Below are 17,052 nucleotides of genomic sequence, written 5' to 3'. Positions count from 1 at the left end.
ACCGCACTTTTAAGTGCGGTCAACATTCACATATTTTTTAATATTGGGTAAACCGTGTTAAATAACGTGTTTTGGTTTCTTCTGTAAACAGCTCTTGTTCTTCATCTAACACAAAGCCCCCCAAGCGCTCAGCCAGCTGTTTCGCATCTTGGTACATATAGAGGAAATTCATACGATCTTTTGCTGTGCTTGATAACTGCATAAAAAACACAATACCAATTGTACTGAACTCCGCCATTGCCCCTAAGTCAAAAGTGCCCGGTTGACGAATATTCGCCACGCTGTACACAACGGGTGTCGCAACGGTATCCACATGACGATTGAAAATTCCTTCTTCACTGAAAACAAAGCCTAGCTCTTCTAAGGCGAGGGCCAAGTGTGAACCATAAAACTCTCGATTTTCTGGCGAAACGACATAAAGCACAACAAAATCTGGTGTCTCATTCACCGCTTTTTTCATCGGCTCTGAAGCAGCTGGCGCATCCATAGTCGGTTGTCGTGTGACACTTGGTTCTGTCGTATAATTCGTTGCTTGCCCTGCAGTCTGTGAGGCCTGAGCTAACTGCTCACGAAGTATGGTCGAAGAAGTATTGATTCCCTCATTTTCATCCACTTGCGCCTCAATATCCGCAATAGAGCGATAGCCTAAATTTTCTCCTTGTGTAACAGGCATGGTATAAACAGGATTGGATTCCTGTGTCATCGTCTCACCAGGCAAACTAATTTTTATTTCGTTTACGGCTTGTTCTACAGATTTAGAAGATGAACTCGGGTATTCATAGTGTGGAGCACGCTTAACCTCCGAGATATCCTCATCAAAATTTAGACCTTGTTGTACCGGTTGTGAAGCCACTTCCTGTGATATAACAGGTTGTTGAATTGGCGAGGTTGTTTGTAATGGGACCTCTTGATTATGTAATTGTGCTGCACGTTGTACAGGCACGCCAGTTAAAGGATCATGCCCGCTATTTTGCGAATGATGCTCTATACGCCCATCACGTGTGAAAGTATTTGCGTTTTTGAAAAATTGCGTTTTTTCGCGGCGATTTGACCATAAACCATGGGCAACTAAAATTACTAAAGCGAGTACGCCTAATATAATTAAAATCGTGTTTAAATCCATTACTCACCCAATCTCATATTGTGATATGCCAACCGTTTTTAACAAAATGATTCTTCATTTGTCAACACGGCACGTTGAATGTAAGCTTAACATAATTCTTATGTAGGTGATAGCGCTTGTCATTGAAAATCTCTTTTTTGCCTACATATATAAAGCAGCATTGATTCTTGTCTATTAAGGAGCATTTTGTGCTAACACAAATGAAATTAGGGATCCATTATTTTGCCCAAGGTTGGCAACTGATCACCCAAAAAGGGTTGCGTCGCTTTGTCATTATGCCTATTTTACTTAATATCTTAATTTTAAGTGGTATTTTTTGGCTATTTATCAGTCAAGTTTCTGTTTTTATCGATTGGGTCATTGATTATATGCCATCGTGGTTGGAATGGCTGAGTTCTATCATTCTTATTTTATCTATCTTGATGATTTTACTCTTCTTCTATTTCATTTTTAACACTGTTTCCGGTTTTATTGCAGCGCCCTTTAACGGATTACTCGCGGAAAAAGTGGAAAAAATGCTCACAAACGAAGATTTCTCTACTGGAAATACCCTTGATTTTATTAAAGATATTCCACGTATGCTCGGGCGTGAATGGCAAAAACTTGTTTATAGCCTCCCTAAATTTATTGGTCTATTCTTATTAGGGTTTGTGCCTGGTATAGGGCAAACCATTGTGCCCGTACTGGTATTTTTATTTACCGCCTGGATGCTCGCCATTCAATATTGTGATTATCCTTTTGATAATCATAAAATCTCTTTTATCAAAATGCGCGAGGAACTGTCTAATAAGCGCACGCTGAATATGACATTTGGTGGGTTAGTCTCCCTTTGTGCATTTATTCCATTAATTAACTTTGTCGTGATTCCTGTTGCTGTCTGTGGTGCAACCGCTATGTGGGTAGATCATTATCGTGAACAACTCACTAAAAATGCTCAAAAATCTACCGCACTTCAAGAAGTTGGACAGGGAACCGATATAGTAAAATAACATTTAGTTATAAAATATAGCCAATAACTATTTTTTTAGACAAAACGCTTATGTTAAAAATACACTATCGAAAAAATTGCAAATATTATTTAGTTTAAGGAGACAATAATGACCATTTATGCAGATAATTCACTTACCATAGGAAATACCCCATTAGTACGTTTAAAAAACTTTGGGCAAAATGGTAATATTGCCGTTAAAATTGAATCTCGCAACCCTAGCTTCAGTGTAAAATGCCGTATTGGCGCCAATATGGTATGGCAAGCGGAAAAAGACGGTATTCTTGGACCAGGAAAAGAAATCGTAGATGCAACTAGTGGTAATACTGGGATTGCTTTAGCTTATGTTGCCGCAGCACGAGGATATAAAATCACACTTACCATGCCTGAGACGATGAGCCTTGAGCGTAAACGCTTATTAAAAGGCTTAGGCGTTAACCTTGTGTTAACGGAAGGAGCAAAAGGCATGAAAGGCGCAATTGCCAAAGCGGAAGAGATTGCTGCTTCAGATCCGGCACGCTATGTCACCTTAAAACAATTTGAAAACCCTGCAAACCCAGCTATCCACCAACAAACTACAGGCCCTGAAATTTGGGCGGCGACAGAAGGTCAAATTGATGTATTAGTTGCTGGTGTAGGAACTGGTGGTACTATCACTGGCGTAAGCCGTGCGATTAAACAAGACAAAGGCAAAGCCATTCTTTCCGTTGCGGTTGAGCCTGCGGAATCTCCGGTGATTACGCAAACTTTAGCTGGTGAAGAAATCAAACCCGGCCCACATAAAATTCAAGGGATCGGTGCTGGATTTATTCCGAAAAACTTAGATTTGTCTTTGATTGATCGCGTGGAAACCGTAGACAGTGAAACCGCTGTTGCCTATGCTCGCCGTTTAATGGCAGAAGAAGGTATTTTAGGCGGGATCTCATCTGGCGCAGCCCTTGCTGCAGCAGATCGTTTAGCTAAACAACCTGAATTTGCTGATAAGCTTATCGTTGTAGTGCTACCATCAGCGTCAGAACGCTATTTAAGCACTGTATTATTTGACGGTATTGAAGCCTAATATTCAACATACTACACCATAATAAACACAAGCCCTAACATTGAGTTAGGGCTTTATTTTTGTGAGTTTGTTAGTTATCTAGATAATTCGTTTAGATTAAAACTCATAACGTAACCCCAAATTGAAATTACGACCCGGTGCGGAATAAGTATCTGCATTATTTGCGGTGAAACTTGATGCACTCGGACCTGCCGCAGCTGATGAACTTTGAATAGCAAAGTAAGAAATATCGGCCCAATTCCAATATTTTTTATTGAAAACATTATTCACATTGGCACTTAACGTTAAGTTCTTCAATGGTTTCCAATAAAAACCTAAGTCGACCAAATTGACATTGCGCGTTGGATTATAAATCTCACCATGAATATCTTTATCTGCTTTTGCCTTAATATGTGTTAACTGAACATTTGCCCCAAAGACTTCACGCTCATAGCCCAAACCGGCTTTCAATTTCAATGGCTGAATAGTATTGATGGGAAAAGTTTCATCTGCTTTTTTGGCTTTGCCTTTAGAATAGGCAATCCCACCATTCACATAAAATCCGTCCATAAAATGCCATTTTGCACTCGCTGTCACACCATAAATCTTCGCTTTTTCTAAATTTTCATATTGAATCAGCGGATTGTATGTTGCCGTTGCACGCGTTGTCCAATCAATAAAATGTTTATATAGGTTATAATAGCCGGAAATATCATATTGAACCGTCTCATTATGCCCTTTAAAGCCCAAGCTAAAATTGTTTGCAGTTTCGGCTTGTAAATTCCCATTCCCTACAACTGCATATTGTCGAATAACCCGACCACCTGCAATCACTGTATTACCGAATGATGAGGTAAGCTGCTGAGCTGATGGTGTTTTAACACCACGAGAATATTGAAAATATGGCTCAAAAAGCGGTGCGATTTTCCAATTTATACTGATTTTAGGTAAAAATTCCGTTTCACGCCGTGCTTTGACTTCTGCATATTGTTCTGCAGCTTGCACATACCCTGCTTTAGATGGGCGAATACGATAATGCAATACCCCCAAATGTGGTGTGAACACAAAGTTACCTATTGCTAGCTCATCTTCAATATATAAGTGAACTTTTTGCTGTGTTGTTTTCGCCACTGGCGCAAAAGACAATCCTGTTGAACACGTATTGCAATCCAATTGCCCCATAAAATCTGTTTGATGATAAGCCACACCATAACGCAATGTTTGCGGAATAGTGGTATCAATCAATGTCATTAAATTGCTACTTAATCCATAGGCTTTTTGGGAAAAAACGCCTTTCTCTACACGATTTGAACGTGCTGAGCTTCGCTGACGAAAGTTTTCAGTTTTCGCATTTTGGAAATAGAAATGGGTATCTACACGATTAACCCAGCCGCTGTCATTTTGATATTCGTGACTAAGCGAAGCTCTGGATCTACGATTTTTATCTTTCGTCACACCGGATAGTTGAATCCCCGTAGCACGATCAATCGATAACCCGTTAGATGAAAGTAATGCGGTATCTTTATTTTTTTGCTGATGTTCAAAAGTCAAATTGACTTTATTATGCTCATTTAATTGATAGCCATTTTTAACTAACACATAGCGATTTTTATAATCTGCTGGATTAGGTTTAGTTCGAGTTTCTCCCTCACCACCGATTTCCCCTTTATTTTTGGTCTCATGTCCTACTCTACCGGTCACAATGAGCAAACCTTCATAACGATCATTTTTAACTGCGCCACCAACTGCACCATATATTGAACGATCTACACTGCTATAACCGGTTGCCAAAAACCCTCCCAGATTGCCCGATTGGATTAAATCTTTTGCTTCAAGTGTGGCAAAATTGACACTATTCGATAATGTTTGAAAAGAGCCACCGTGTTTCACTGTTGCCGAACGAAGCGAAAGAGGTTCAAGGCTATTTGCGCCACCAAAATCCAATCCAAGCGTGTTAAATAATTTATTTTCTTGCGCTTCTGGCAAAGGTACACCATCAATACTGCTTGCTACTCGATTACCTTGTAAACCTCGTACATTAAAACCTTCATTACCAGTACGACTATTTTGTAAATCATTGACGCTAACCTCTAGACTATCCGCAAATAATGCTTTGGCATCTTGTGGTTGTTTTTTAGCAATTTGCGTTTGGATCATTTGATTTGGCGTATTTACCGTCGCCTGTACTTCAATCGTATCAAGTTCAACTGTCGTATCCGCAAATGCGGTAGTCAATGTACAAGCGGTGGTCACGAATATTGCAATTTGAGTCTTCTTTAACATGTTTTGATCCTATTTTAAATATGACGTTATGTTGTGAAAATCTTATTCTTTAATATGTTGATGTCCCTGATCTAAATGCACGAAACTCACTAAATCTTCACTACTCACCTGAAACGCTTTCCCAAAGCCTTTCACAAATAGACCTTGTTGCGGCTTTAAACTAAACAGTTTGAAATCCTCTAATTTAGCCAGTTCAAGTACAAGTTCACCATGCCGTGCTTTTAACGCAGCAATCACTTCTTCCCACTCTGGTGAATGGCGCGCTAAAATACGGGCTGTCGCATCAAAAGTCAGGCGACGCCGGGCAAAAATTTCACGACTTTCGCTTTCATCTTCAATCAACATTAAGGAAACTTTCGGCACTTCCTGTAAGTTACGAGCATGACGAGCTATTGTTGAAATTAAAATTTGATATTCTCCGTTATAAATCACAAAAGGCGCATAACTCACATTCGGATTCCCTTTTGCATCAACCGTTGAAAGCACAATAGTTTTGGCATTCTGTTTAAGTGCTTGAATTTCAGGTTCTAAACGATTTTGTAACACTTCTTGACGGTTTGTAGTCATCTTTCCTCCTTATTTAAAATGTTTAAACTTTTCGATTTGTTCTGGGAAGAGTTTGTGGTTTTCATCTCGCCCAAGATAAACTTTAAAAATCGTGTGTCCATTATGGGCAATAAAAGCAATGTTATAGCTCTCTTTGCCTCGAAATGGCAGGCTGATAAAAGCTATTTGAGCAATATTGTCCAGCTTTAAATGCCCATGTAACGCGCCTTCTTGGTGTTTCATATTTAAATTGTAATAACCACGTCCTATCACACCGCTTGGAAAACGATCTTTGATTTCAAAAATTGAGCCTTCTTTTTCAAGAATCGTCGTAAAAACACCCCAACCACTGATTTCCTTTAGGATCTCCTCCGCTCGTTCTGCCGGAAATACTCGGACAAATTCAGTCGGCAATGCCAGTAAAATCTCTCCCTCTGGACGATTAAACTCAGCGGCAATCTCTAAAGTTATCGCATTCGGGTTTTGAGCCAAATAATCGGCTACTTGTTGTGATAAATTCATAAAAACTCCTTTATTTTCTAATCGCAAAATTGGAATTGCGGAACGGCTTTAGCATAATGTGGTAAGCTTTTCATTTTCGCTTGATACCAACGGTAAATATTTTCTTCAGTCAATACTTCTACAGGTGTGCCTTGTGCCTGTAGTTTTTGCTCAGCAAGTAGAAAAATTTGATCACCAAATAACGCCGCTAAATTGAGATCATGCAAGATACAAAAGACCGTTAATCCTTGTTCTTGACTCAGTTTTTTCAGCAAACGCAAACAATGTTGTTGATGATAAAGATCAAAAGCAGACGTAGGTTCATCTAACATCAATAATTTACCATGCATGTTCTCAGACCAAATTTGTAATAATGCTCTGGCTAACTGAACACGTTGCTGTTCACCACCAGATAATTGACGATAGGTTTTGCCGACCAAAACATCACAATCGGTAAGTTGGATAATGGTATTAAACCATTTATCCACTTCATGTTTACGACGATGATAGCCCCCCATTCGCACAACATCTTCAGCTGAGAAAGGAAAATTTAATGCACCATGCTGCTTCATTACTGCTCGTCGCTCTGCAAGGGCTTTAGCGCTGTAATGGCTAATTTCCTGTCCATTTAATACACAGCGCCCCATATTCGGCGTCAAATAACCTGCAAGGAGACGAAGCAAAGTTGATTTACCCGCGCCATTCGGGCCGATAAGCACATTAAATGACCCAGCTTTTAAAACAAATGAGATATTCTGTACAATCCACTTATGCTGCAAAGCAAAATGAAGATGTTCGGCGATGAACAGATCATTCTTTTCTACAAATTCCGAGCTATTCATCAGTGAACCTCTTTATAACGCAATACTAACCATAAAAAGTAAGGCGCACCGATAAGGCTAGTAAGCATACCTACTGGCAATTCTGCCGGTGAAATGGCTATACGAGCCACAGTATCTGCAATCAACAATAAAATCGCGCCACACAATGCTGAAGCCGGTAATACCCAACGGTGATCAGCGCCCAATTTAAAACGCACAAGATGCGGAATCACCAAACCAATAAAACCAATCGCACCACTCACGGCAACAGAAACACCCACTAACAAAGCACCGATTAAAATTAACTGTTTTTTCAAACGAACCACCTCAATACCTAGATACAGCGCTTCTTCATCTCCTAACTGCAAAATATTTAATTTATTAGCAAGAGAGAAAGCATAAACACTGACAGGTAAAATGATACTGGCGGCAGCAATCAAGGGTTTCCATTGTGCTTGTCCAAGACTTCCCATTGTCCAAAGAGTGAATTGACGAAGTTGCTGATCGTTACTTAAATAAGTTAATACGCCAACACAGGCAAAACAAAGGGCATTCACTGCGATCCCTGCCAACAATAATTTATGGACTGACGCTTTTGAACGAACACTGAGTACATAAATCAGAATAGAGACAATCACACTACCAATAAAAGCCGCAATCATTGTGCTGTAAAGGACAAATTCAGTAGGCAGTAAACTTGGCATTAAAATTGCAATAGCGACTGCAAGCGCAGCGCCGCTATTTACTCCAATTAATCCCGGGTCAGCCATAGGATTATGAAATAGGCCTTGAAATAATGCCCCTGAAATTGCCAATGCGACTCCAACAATCACCGCCAATAAAATGCGAGGTAAACGAATATTAAACCAAATTTTCCATTGGCTCTCATTCCCACTCATACCTAATAGATCTTGCCAAGTCAGCGATAGCGCCCCTACATTGGTCGTAAATAACATCAATCCAAACAAGGCAAGAATTAAGCCAAACAACCAAATTTGCTGACTTTGCATTACTTCTTCACCTTTTCCGCAGCCATTCTAAGTTTTGCCATTTCTTTGGGAGTCGTTAAACCAAAAGACATCAAGGCAATATCTTCCACCACAACCAAATTTCTCTGCTTGCCTGCATTTGTGTGCAAAATTCCCGCTAACTCCCAAACTTTGTCTTCACCACCCAGCGCCTTAATGCCTAACTGGGTCATCACAATTAAGTCTGGATTGGCTGCAATCACGCCTTCTTGAGAAATTGGCGTAAAACGAACTTGGTTTTCCATTGCATTTTTAGCGCCAATCAACTTAATCTCCGTATCCGCCATTGTCCCAGAACCCGCGACCATTTGGTTTGCCCCTGCTCGATTTAAAACAAACAGAATACGCACATCCAGATCTGAGCGATCAATTGCCTCAAGCTGTTGTACAAACGTCTTACTTAATATCTCTGCTTGTGCGCTTTTGTTCAGGCTTTTACCAATACGCTTAATTTTCTCAATCACACTTTCAGCCGTATAACCAAACGGCAAAATATCTACCTGAATACCGACGGACTTCAATTGTTCGAACACCACTGCCGGCTGTGCAACTTCAGAAGCCATCACTTTGGTTGGTTTCAAACTTAAAATCCCTTCAGCATTAAGCTGGCGCATATAACCAATATCCGGTAATTTTTGCACTTGTGTAGGAATAAGGCTTGTAGAATCTCTCCCGACCAATGATTGCTCGGCATTTAGCGCATAAATAATTTCAGTCACATCTCCCCCAATGCTGACAATACGTTCACCGGCAAAAGATTGCACACTGAAAAACATAATAGAAGCGGTAAGATAACGTAAAAGATTCATAAGTTTCATCATGATTGCGCACCCATTGATTAAAATGATTTTAATAATAATTATCAATTACATTTTAATCAAGAGAAAAGAGACAAATTTTGATGTAATAAATGAAATAATTGCAGTGATGTTGGAGATAATTGATATAAGGAAAGGTGTTTTGACTAAAGTGCGGTCAAAAAATCGTGAATTTTTAACCGCACTTTTATCAGAAAGAGGGCATTAGCCTACACTATAATAAGTGGCAGATTCCGGTCCGACTGGTAAACCAAATACAAAGACCCAGAGATAGAACAACAATGACCAACCCACCATAAAGGCGAATGAATATGGAATCATCATTGCCATTAATGTACCAGCACCAGTATCTTTCTTATACCGCATTGCCACCGCCAAAATTAAACCGAAATAACTCATCATTGGGGTAATAATATTCGTTGTCGAATCCCCAATACGATACGCGGTTTGGATCACTTCTGGCGCATATCCGATTAACATTAACATTGGCACAAAAATTGGTGCGGTTAACGCCCATTGCGCTGAAGCCGATGACATTAATAAGTTAATGGTTGCACAAATAAGGATAAAACCGATCAGCATAAGTGGTCCAGTTAACCCGAGTTCTTTTAATAGATCCGCCCCTTTTACCGCAATAATGGCGCCTAAATTCGACCAGCTAAAGAAAGCTAATAATTGAGCTAAGAAGAAAACTAAAACAATGTATAAGCCCATAGAACTCATACTTTCTGACATGGCTTTCACCACATCATTATTATTTTTCATGCTACCGGTGATCTTGCCATATACATAACCTGAAACGGCAAAGAAAACAAAAATAAATACCACAATACCGTGTAAGAATGGTGAACCTGCAACACGACCCGTTTTCGGATTACGTAATACACCATCTTCAGGAATAATTGTCCAAGCTAATAACAGAGCAAAAATGACAGCACTTAAACCCGCAAATAGCAAACCTTTTTTCTCTAGTGCAGTTAAAGGCTCGATTTTAGAATTCAAAATTTCCTCATCAGAGGCATCATTTGGATTATATTTACCCAATTGTGGTTCAATAATTTTTTCTGTTACCAAATAACCCAAAATACTGATCAGGAACGTACTTACCATCATAAAATACCAGTTAGCTTCCGACCCAACCACATAAGATGGATCAATTAGGCGAGCAGCTTCTTGTGTAATTCCGGATAATAACGGATCTACCGTACCTAAAAGTAAATTAGCACTATAACCACCAGATACCCCAGCAAATGCAGCAGCAAGTCCCGCTAAAGGATGACGACCTAACGCATGAAAAATCATCGCCGCAAGTGGAATCAATACCACATAACCCAATTCCGCCGCAGTATTAGACATAATACCTGCAAAAACAATGGTAAAAGTTACTAATTTTCTAGACGCTTTAAGCACTAAACCACGTAATGCCGCAGAAATAACCCCTGAGCGTTCTGCAATTCCAACCCCAAGCAAAGCCACAAGTACTGTGCCAAGTGGTGCAAAATTGGTAAAGTTTTTCACCAAATTACTCACAATTTGAGCAAGCCCTTCACCGCTTATTAAATTTTTAACATAAATTATGCCGTCTGCACTACGACCTGCCGCGCCTTCTGGACGAGGATCAATGGCACTTACCCCCAATGCTGATGCAATATATGATACAGCTAACACAATCACACACATAATCATGAAAAGAATTACTGGGTGAGGCAGCAAATTACCTAGCCATTCTACACCCCGTAAAAATCGCTGAATGCGACCATTTTGCAAAGTATTATCTTGTTGCATATTATCATCCTTATTCGCTTGAAGAATAAATAGGATTGCTTTATATCATGATGTTAAATTTGTGTAAAATACATTGATACAAAAATGTGATCTAGCCAAAATTTTTCCCCCAAACAAAGACCAACCACCCCTAGATAAAACTATAAAACGGATATTCCCACCTGTTTTAATAAAGCACTCGTTTCAAAAATAGGTAATCCCATTACTCCACTAAAGCTGCCTGATAAATGCTCAATAAATACTCCACCTAACTGTTGAATACCATAAGCCCCCGCTTTATCCATCGGTTCTTTGGTGGCGATATATGCTAAAATTTCCTCATGAGATAAGCATTTAAAGGTTACTTCGCTGGTTTGTACCACGTCTAAATGTTGCCCTGCAAAACTCACACATACGGCAGTAAACACCTGATGTGTCCTACCTGAAAGCTGTTTTAACATCGCAAAGGCCTGCTGCGCATCTTTAGGCTTACCTAAAATCTGTTCATCAATGGACACCGTCGTATCCGCAGTTAAAATCGGATAATCGGTAAGTTGCTGCTCTTGTTTCACCGCTTGAGCCGCTTGGCTCTTTAGTCTCGCAATCCGCAAACAATAGTCGCTCGCTCGTTCATTCGGTAAAACACTCTCATCGACCTCACTGGCTAACGGCAATAAGGTCAGGCCCAAATTTTTTAATAATTCCCAACGGCGAGGGCTTTGAGAGGCAAGATACAAGGTGCGATTCATTGAAACTCCTTAGACAATATCGTTATATACGATAAAAGCGTTAATGTTCTATTCTTTAATTGAACATACCGCATTGACCACAATCTCGACTTTCCAATTAGGATTTGCAAGACGTGCTTCAACACAAGCTCTAGGCGGGGCATTATTTGGCGCAACCCACTCGTCCCAAGCTCGATTCATTTCATCATAATCAGCCATATCCGCCAGATAAACTGTTGCCATTAGAATACGGCTTTTATCGCTATCCGCTTTGGCGAGATATTTATCAATTTCACTTAATACTTGCTGGGTTTGGCAATAGGCATTTTGCGTTTCATCTGTAGGTACTTGTCCGGCAAGATAAGCGACACCATTATAAATAGCGACTTCTGAAAATCGTGAACTGACATCAATACGTTTAATCATTATTTTATTCTCTTCCATTAATTTGTTCATGCTTACTTTAAGAAAAATAAAAAACAGCAAGCTCATAGCAAACTTACTGTTTTTAAACTCTCATGGGGAAATACGCTAGTTTACCAATACTGCCAAAATTTCCACCATCTACGTGGTTCTGTTTTTTGTGATTCAATAATCGCATTATTTACTGCAACCTGACTATCATCAGGCAATGGCTTATCTAAATGGAAATCTGTCACAATGTTACGTTGATTAAAATTCACCGTTAAAGTATGTTGCTCTGGTGTCTCATAGCCACGTTGTTCTAAATACACATAGTACCAAGTATTTGCGCCGAATGGATCAGTAAGCATCGGCGTACCTAATAAATATTGCACCTGCTTATCATTCATTCCTGTTTGCAATTGTGCTACTTTTGAGGCCTCTAAAAAATTGCCTTGTGGCACATCAATACGATACACAAGTTTACTCACTGTTGAGCATGACGTCACACTTAATGCCAGCACAAGTGCACTGATAATGGATTTTAATTGCATGGTTTTTATCCTATAAAATACTGCAAATATCTGCAGATAATACCGAAACTTCATTGAAATGCCAAATTAATTCTGATTTTCCCATGTTATTTTATGCTTTTTGTTTTTGTAATTGATCGCGCAAATTGGGTGGAATCCCCTTAATCGTTAACGTATCCGTCATTTCATCCCAAACAATGCGGTTATTCAATAATTCCGCATCAAAACTCAATGTCACGCCTTTGCCTGAACCCGAAAATTTAGTTAAGGATTTCAACGCAGAGCGCATTGGCGGGATACTTTGCTCCAAACCATAATCTTGCTCAACAGTAAATTCAGAAAAAGATTGTTCGTTTAATTTCGGTATATTTTCCGATAAATCCCCTAATGCAATTTCATCGCCTGCATTAATTTGCCCTTTACAATATTCAAATACTTGTTTTTTCACCGCATAGGTTTGCTCTTGGCTCAGTTCGCCCTGCTCGCAATAATCACTCACAGCTTGCAATAAACATTGATTTTGAACTTGCGGATCAAGCCCCGTTTCAGCGCCCAAAAATGCCATAAAGAAATCCCCGACTTTGCGCCCTACTCGCCCTTTCACAAAAGTTAAGTAACGATTTGAGTCAGCTTTTAACTGCAATTCTGTTAAATTAATCCGTGCCGCAATATCAAATTGATTAATATCTAAATACTGAGTACGGTGAATTTCCAAATTCTCATCAACCAACATACTTGAACGGCTATCCAACAACGCAATAAACAGATAATCCGTGGCTAAAAAATTGTACTGACACATAACAAATGTGCCACTATCTGCAAATACATATTGACTTAATTCTTGGCTTAAACGTTGTGCAGCCTGATGGCTCATGGTTAAAAAATCTGTTTCCTGTTCTAACAGATTGTTCAACAATTGAGCAAACTCAGAGGAATCCTGAAATATGCCATAACCTTTGGTTTTATTTTGATAACCTTGATGTAATTGCAACATCATCTGCTCCACCTCTGATGTAATAGGCAATAACTCGTGGCGTAGCTGCGTTGCTAGTTGTGGCGCTTGCCCTTCTTCAACTGGCGTTAGGATCAATTGATGTAATACGATTTGGCTAACATTTATACTCATTTTTCTTTTCCAATAGTTTGAACGTCTGAAAAATATTATAATAAAATTAACCGCACTTTTTTAGCTTAAAAAGCAATAAAATGTGCTAATATTGAGTAAATCGTTAGAATATTAATCATCAAGATAAGGCAAATCATGACCACACGCTCTAAATACCAAGATAAACAAGTCGAGGCAATTTTAAATGATATGATCGCAGTCATTGAAAAACACCAAGCACCAGTGGATTTATCCCTTATGGTTTTAGGCAATATGGTCACTAATTTATTAGCCAGTAGCGTAGGTGAAAATCAACGTATCGTATTGGCGCAGGCGTTTTCCAATGCCTTATTGGATTCCGTTAAAAGTAAAAAATCATCATGATCAAACTAAGCAGACAATATCGAGAAGAAACCTCACAAAAAATTTCTTGGGGTCACTGGTTTGCTTTTTTTAATATTATTTGGGCAATCGCGATCGGTTCTCGTTATGCTTTTCTGATCGACTGGCCAGATACATTACTAGGTAAAATCTACTTTTTTATCAGTATATTAGGACACTTTAGCTTTGCGGTTTTTGCCTGTTATTTGCTAATTGTTTTCCCTTTAAGTTTTATCATAAAAAACCACCGCACTTTTCGTGGGGTCAGTGTTATTTTAGCCACCATTGGACAAACTTTATTATTGGTTGATACGGAGGTTTTTGCGCGTTTTAATCTGCATTTATCTTCAGTCGTGTGGAATTTACTGGTTAACCCTGAAAATGGCGAACTGTCACGAAATTGGCAAATCTTCTTTGCACCAATGCCCATTGTATTATTAGCGCAAATGCTGTTTTCGCGCTGGTCTTGGGATAAATTACGTAGCTTAAGTCGACAACGTTGGCGAAAATGGGTGGCACCTTTTTTCATCGGTTGTTTCATTGCCACACATCTTATTTACAGTTGGGCTGATGCGTTTATTTATCGTCCAATTACAATGCAAAAATCAAACTTCCCCTTATCGTACCCGATGACTGCGCGAACCTTTCTCGAAAAACATGGTTTTTTAGATAAAACGGAATACGATGAAACGATCCAAAAAGAAGGACGCTTAGACGCACCGAAAGTGGATTATCCGCTAAACGCCCTTAAGTTTGGCCAAAATCCTCTTCGCCCGAATATTCTATTTATTACCATTTCCGGTTTACGATATGATGCCATTTCTCCACAAAAAATGCCTCATTTAGCCAAATTTGCGGAGAGTTCCGCACAATTTATGAACCATTACAGCACTGGTAATAGTAATAATGCTGGGCTACTCGGTTTGTTTTATGGACTAAACGGTAACTATACTGACAGTGTATTAAACAATCACACACCATCTGTTTTATTACAAACACTTGATCAAGAAAAATATCACCAAGCTTTCTTTTCAGCTTCTAGCTTTAAAGACAGTTTATTTGGGCAAAGTTTATTTTATCGACAAACAAAACATCTCATTGCCAAACAAACCAACCAAGCCGCAGTGCAAGCATTTATTCATTGGCAGCAAAAACAAGAAAAAAATCAACCGCACTTTGCCTATATCAGCTTAAATATTCGCCCTAATTTAAGCACGGAAACCTATAACACCGACTTAGCAGAACTTGATCGTTTATTCGCTCAAATTTTGCCTCAACTTGATTTAGATAATAGCTTAATCATGATTAGTGCCGAACAGGGCTACACATTCCAAAATCAGGATGAAAATACGCAACGCAATTATTTCGCGCGAGAAGAGATCCAAGTGCCAATGATTATCCATTGGCGTGACTTCCCAATGGGAAAATATGAAAAACTCAGTAGCCATGCGGATCTGTTGCCAACTCTACTGCCGCTATATCAAGTAAAAAATCCAGCAAGCGATTATGCACAAGGTGAGAATTTATTCAATCCGCAGCGTCAATCCAATTGGGTAATGGCGGCGAATTATCGTTGGTATGCCATCATTACCCCTGATGGCACACAATATCATATTGATAACAAAGGGAATTATCAAAAATATAATCGTAACTATGAACAAGAAAATTCTCAACGTCCACCATTGGGATTATTTTTGGAAGTATTTAATCAAAATCAACGCTTTTTGCATAAATAACCGATTTGGCTTTTCCTTGTTGCCAAGCATTTTAAGATCAGGAAAAGTCAAATACTTATTAGGAAATCATTGACTTCCTCTGCAACAAGACCAACACTTCATAATGCGCAGTATGAGGAAACATATCAAATAACTGGATTTGGCACAGCTGATAATGGCTCAACTCCATTAAATCTTTTCCCATGCTTTCGGCATTACAGCTGGAATACAAGATAAAGTGCGGTTGAATTTGATTAAGAAATTGCGCCAATACTTTGCCAATGCCTCGTCGTGGCGGATTAACGATCACTAAATCTGGCACATTGTCATCTTGCTTCAAAGCGAACTGCGCACTGTCTAAAGATCGGAATGTAACTTGAGAAAGTTCCAACTGTTGCGCCGATAATGTGGCGGAAGCAATAGCCGATGGCGAAATTTCAATACCGGTTAGCTCAATATCGCTTGTCGGATTTTTTTCTTGTAATGCCGCTGCACAATGTAAACCAAATCCACCTACGCCACAAAATAAATCCCATAACTTAGTAATCGGTAAATGCTCAACCCAGCGTTGTGCCGTACGATACAACCCTTCTGCTACTTTAGGATTAGTTTGAAAAAAACCTTGCGGACGAATAAATAAAGGAATGTGATTAAAACGTTCCTCTAAGGTTTTTTGCTCTGTTAAAAAGATCTCCTGCGCACCTTCTAAAATCGCGGCGTGTTGAGGCTGAATATTTAAGCTCACCACTTGTAATGGCGGAATTTTTGTCAACAATCCTTTAAGTTCTCGTTGTACTAACGGCAATTTAGCCTCACTTCGCACAACAAAGCGCAACATCAATCCGCCAGAAAAACGACTTTCGGTGAGTAAAATATATTTTAATTCCCCTTTCTGCTTTTGAATGTTATATGGCACTAAACCCGCTCGAGCAATAAAATCTTTTAAGATCGGAAACCACTGCTGAAATGATTGGGGATACAACGCGCAATCACACAAATCTACCGCACTTGTTGGATCATTTGGATCGCGCAAAATACCTAAAATAGGTCGTTCAACTGTACCACTTACCACCATTTTAGCTTTATTACGAAAATGTGTTTGTGCCGATACAAAAGGAGGAAGCCAAGTTAATTGACTACAATCCAAATGAGATAATTGTAATGTTAAATGCTGTGTTTTATCTTGAATTTGTACAGAATAAGCACGCTCAAGCCATTGACATGAGCGACATTCTCCACGCAAATAATGGGAACAATTTACAGCTAAATTCATACAA

General features: G+C 39.3%; 17 protein-coding genes. 4 read left to right on the top strand and 13 right to left on the bottom strand.

The window, feature by feature from the left end:
- Positions 1-37: 37 nt before the first annotated feature.
- Complete coding sequence (gene zipA, locus CVP05_RS07335) at positions 38-1,123, bottom strand: cell division protein ZipA (protein ID WP_100288920.1); 1,086 nt, start codon at positions 1,121-1,123, stop codon at positions 38-40.
- A gap of 200 nt (positions 1,124-1,323) precedes the next feature.
- On the opposite strand from zipA, the gene cysZ reads away from it, so the two are divergent.
- Together cysZ and cysK are read left to right on the top strand one after the other, a co-directional pair.
- Entirely contained in the window at positions 1,324-2,112 is a 789-nt protein-coding gene (gene cysZ / locus CVP05_RS07330) for a sulfate transporter CysZ (protein WP_100289087.1), read from the top strand.
- A 108-nt stretch (positions 2,113-2,220) separates the two neighbouring features.
- On the top strand, positions 2,221-3,171 hold the full coding sequence (cysK, locus tag CVP05_RS07325; protein ID WP_100288919.1) for a cysteine synthase A: 951 nt from the start codon (positions 2,221-2,223) through the stop codon (positions 3,169-3,171).
- Between the two features lie 96 nt (positions 3,172-3,267).
- Here cysK and CVP05_RS07320 read toward each other — a convergent pair whose 3' ends face one another.
- From CVP05_RS07320 to yejK, 11 genes are all read right to left on the bottom strand, one after another.
- Positions 3,268-5,433, bottom strand: a complete 2,166-nt coding sequence (locus CVP05_RS07320; protein ID WP_100288918.1) for a TonB-dependent hemoglobin/transferrin/lactoferrin family receptor — start codon at positions 5,431-5,433, stop codon at positions 3,268-3,270.
- 42 nt (positions 5,434-5,475) lie between these two features.
- Positions 5,476-6,000, bottom strand: a complete 525-nt coding sequence (hutZ, locus tag CVP05_RS07315) for a heme utilization protein HutZ (protein WP_100288917.1) — start codon at positions 5,998-6,000, stop codon at positions 5,476-5,478.
- A gap of 9 nt (positions 6,001-6,009) precedes the next feature.
- Positions 6,010-6,501, bottom strand: a complete 492-nt coding sequence (gene hutX / locus CVP05_RS07310) for a heme utilization cystosolic carrier protein HutX (protein ID WP_100288916.1) — start codon at positions 6,499-6,501, stop codon at positions 6,010-6,012.
- Between the two features lie 17 nt (positions 6,502-6,518).
- Positions 6,519-7,322: a heme ABC transporter ATP-binding protein gene (locus CVP05_RS07305; RefSeq protein WP_100288915.1), complete on the bottom strand. Its 804-nt coding sequence runs from the start codon at positions 7,320-7,322 to the stop codon at positions 6,519-6,521.
- Positions 7,322-8,311, bottom strand: a complete 990-nt coding sequence (locus CVP05_RS07300; RefSeq protein WP_100288914.1) for a FecCD family ABC transporter permease — start codon at positions 8,309-8,311, stop codon at positions 7,322-7,324. Before CVP05_RS07300 ends, CVP05_RS07305 begins: the two co-directional genes overlap by 1 nt.
- Positions 8,311-9,150 carry a heme/hemin ABC transporter substrate-binding protein gene (locus CVP05_RS07295; RefSeq protein ID WP_341476357.1) on the bottom strand — a complete coding sequence of 280 codons (840 nt, stop codon included), beginning with the start codon at positions 9,148-9,150 and terminating at the stop codon, positions 8,311-8,313. The genes CVP05_RS07300 and CVP05_RS07295 overlap by 1 nt, the downstream gene beginning before the upstream one ends.
- A gap of 201 nt (positions 9,151-9,351) precedes the next feature.
- Positions 9,352-10,932: an AbgT family transporter gene (locus CVP05_RS07285; RefSeq protein WP_100288912.1), complete on the bottom strand. Its 1,581-nt coding sequence runs from the start codon at positions 10,930-10,932 to the stop codon at positions 9,352-9,354.
- A 140-nt stretch (positions 10,933-11,072) separates the two neighbouring features.
- Positions 11,073-11,660 (bottom strand): Maf family protein, encoded by a 588-nt coding sequence (locus CVP05_RS07280; RefSeq protein ID WP_100288911.1) that lies wholly within the window; start codon positions 11,658-11,660, stop codon positions 11,073-11,075.
- A 48-nt stretch (positions 11,661-11,708) separates the two neighbouring features.
- Complete coding sequence (locus tag CVP05_RS07275) at positions 11,709-12,065, bottom strand: RidA family protein (RefSeq protein WP_100288910.1); 357 nt, start codon at positions 12,063-12,065, stop codon at positions 11,709-11,711.
- Between the two features lie 110 nt (positions 12,066-12,175).
- Entirely contained in the window at positions 12,176-12,595 is a 420-nt protein-coding gene (gene bamE / locus CVP05_RS07270; RefSeq protein ID WP_100288909.1) for an outer membrane protein assembly factor BamE, read from the bottom strand.
- Positions 12,596-12,686: 91 nt separating this feature from the next.
- On the bottom strand, positions 12,687-13,700 hold the full coding sequence (yejK, locus tag CVP05_RS07265; RefSeq protein WP_100288908.1) for a nucleoid-associated protein YejK: 1,014 nt from the start codon (positions 13,698-13,700) through the stop codon (positions 12,687-12,689).
- Between the two features lie 135 nt (positions 13,701-13,835).
- Here yejK and CVP05_RS07260 point away from each other — a divergent pair, with 135 nt between their 5' ends.
- The gene (locus tag CVP05_RS07260; RefSeq protein ID WP_100288907.1) at positions 13,836-14,063 is read left to right on the top strand and encodes a YejL family protein; all 228 of its coding nucleotides are present in this window, start codon (positions 13,836-13,838) and stop codon (positions 14,061-14,063) included.
- Positions 14,060-15,796, top strand: a complete 1,737-nt coding sequence (locus CVP05_RS07255) for a DUF3413 domain-containing protein (RefSeq protein ID WP_100288906.1) — start codon at positions 14,060-14,062, stop codon at positions 15,794-15,796. The genes CVP05_RS07260 and CVP05_RS07255 overlap by 4 nt, the downstream gene beginning before the upstream one ends.
- A 58-nt stretch (positions 15,797-15,854) precedes the next feature.
- Here CVP05_RS07255 and rlmC read toward each other — a convergent pair whose 3' ends face one another.
- The gene (gene rlmC, locus CVP05_RS07250) at positions 15,855-17,048 is read right to left on the bottom strand and encodes a 23S rRNA (uracil(747)-C(5))-methyltransferase RlmC (RefSeq protein ID WP_100288905.1); all 1,194 of its coding nucleotides are present in this window, start codon (positions 17,046-17,048) and stop codon (positions 15,855-15,857) included.
- Positions 17,049-17,052: the final 4 nt, after the last annotated feature.

It is taken from the genome of Conservatibacter flavescens (genome assembly GCF_002795425.1).
Taxonomy (GTDB): Bacteria; Pseudomonadota; Gammaproteobacteria; order Enterobacterales; family Pasteurellaceae; genus Conservatibacter; species Conservatibacter flavescens.
This window is presented reverse-complemented; position numbering and strand designations above follow the sequence as displayed.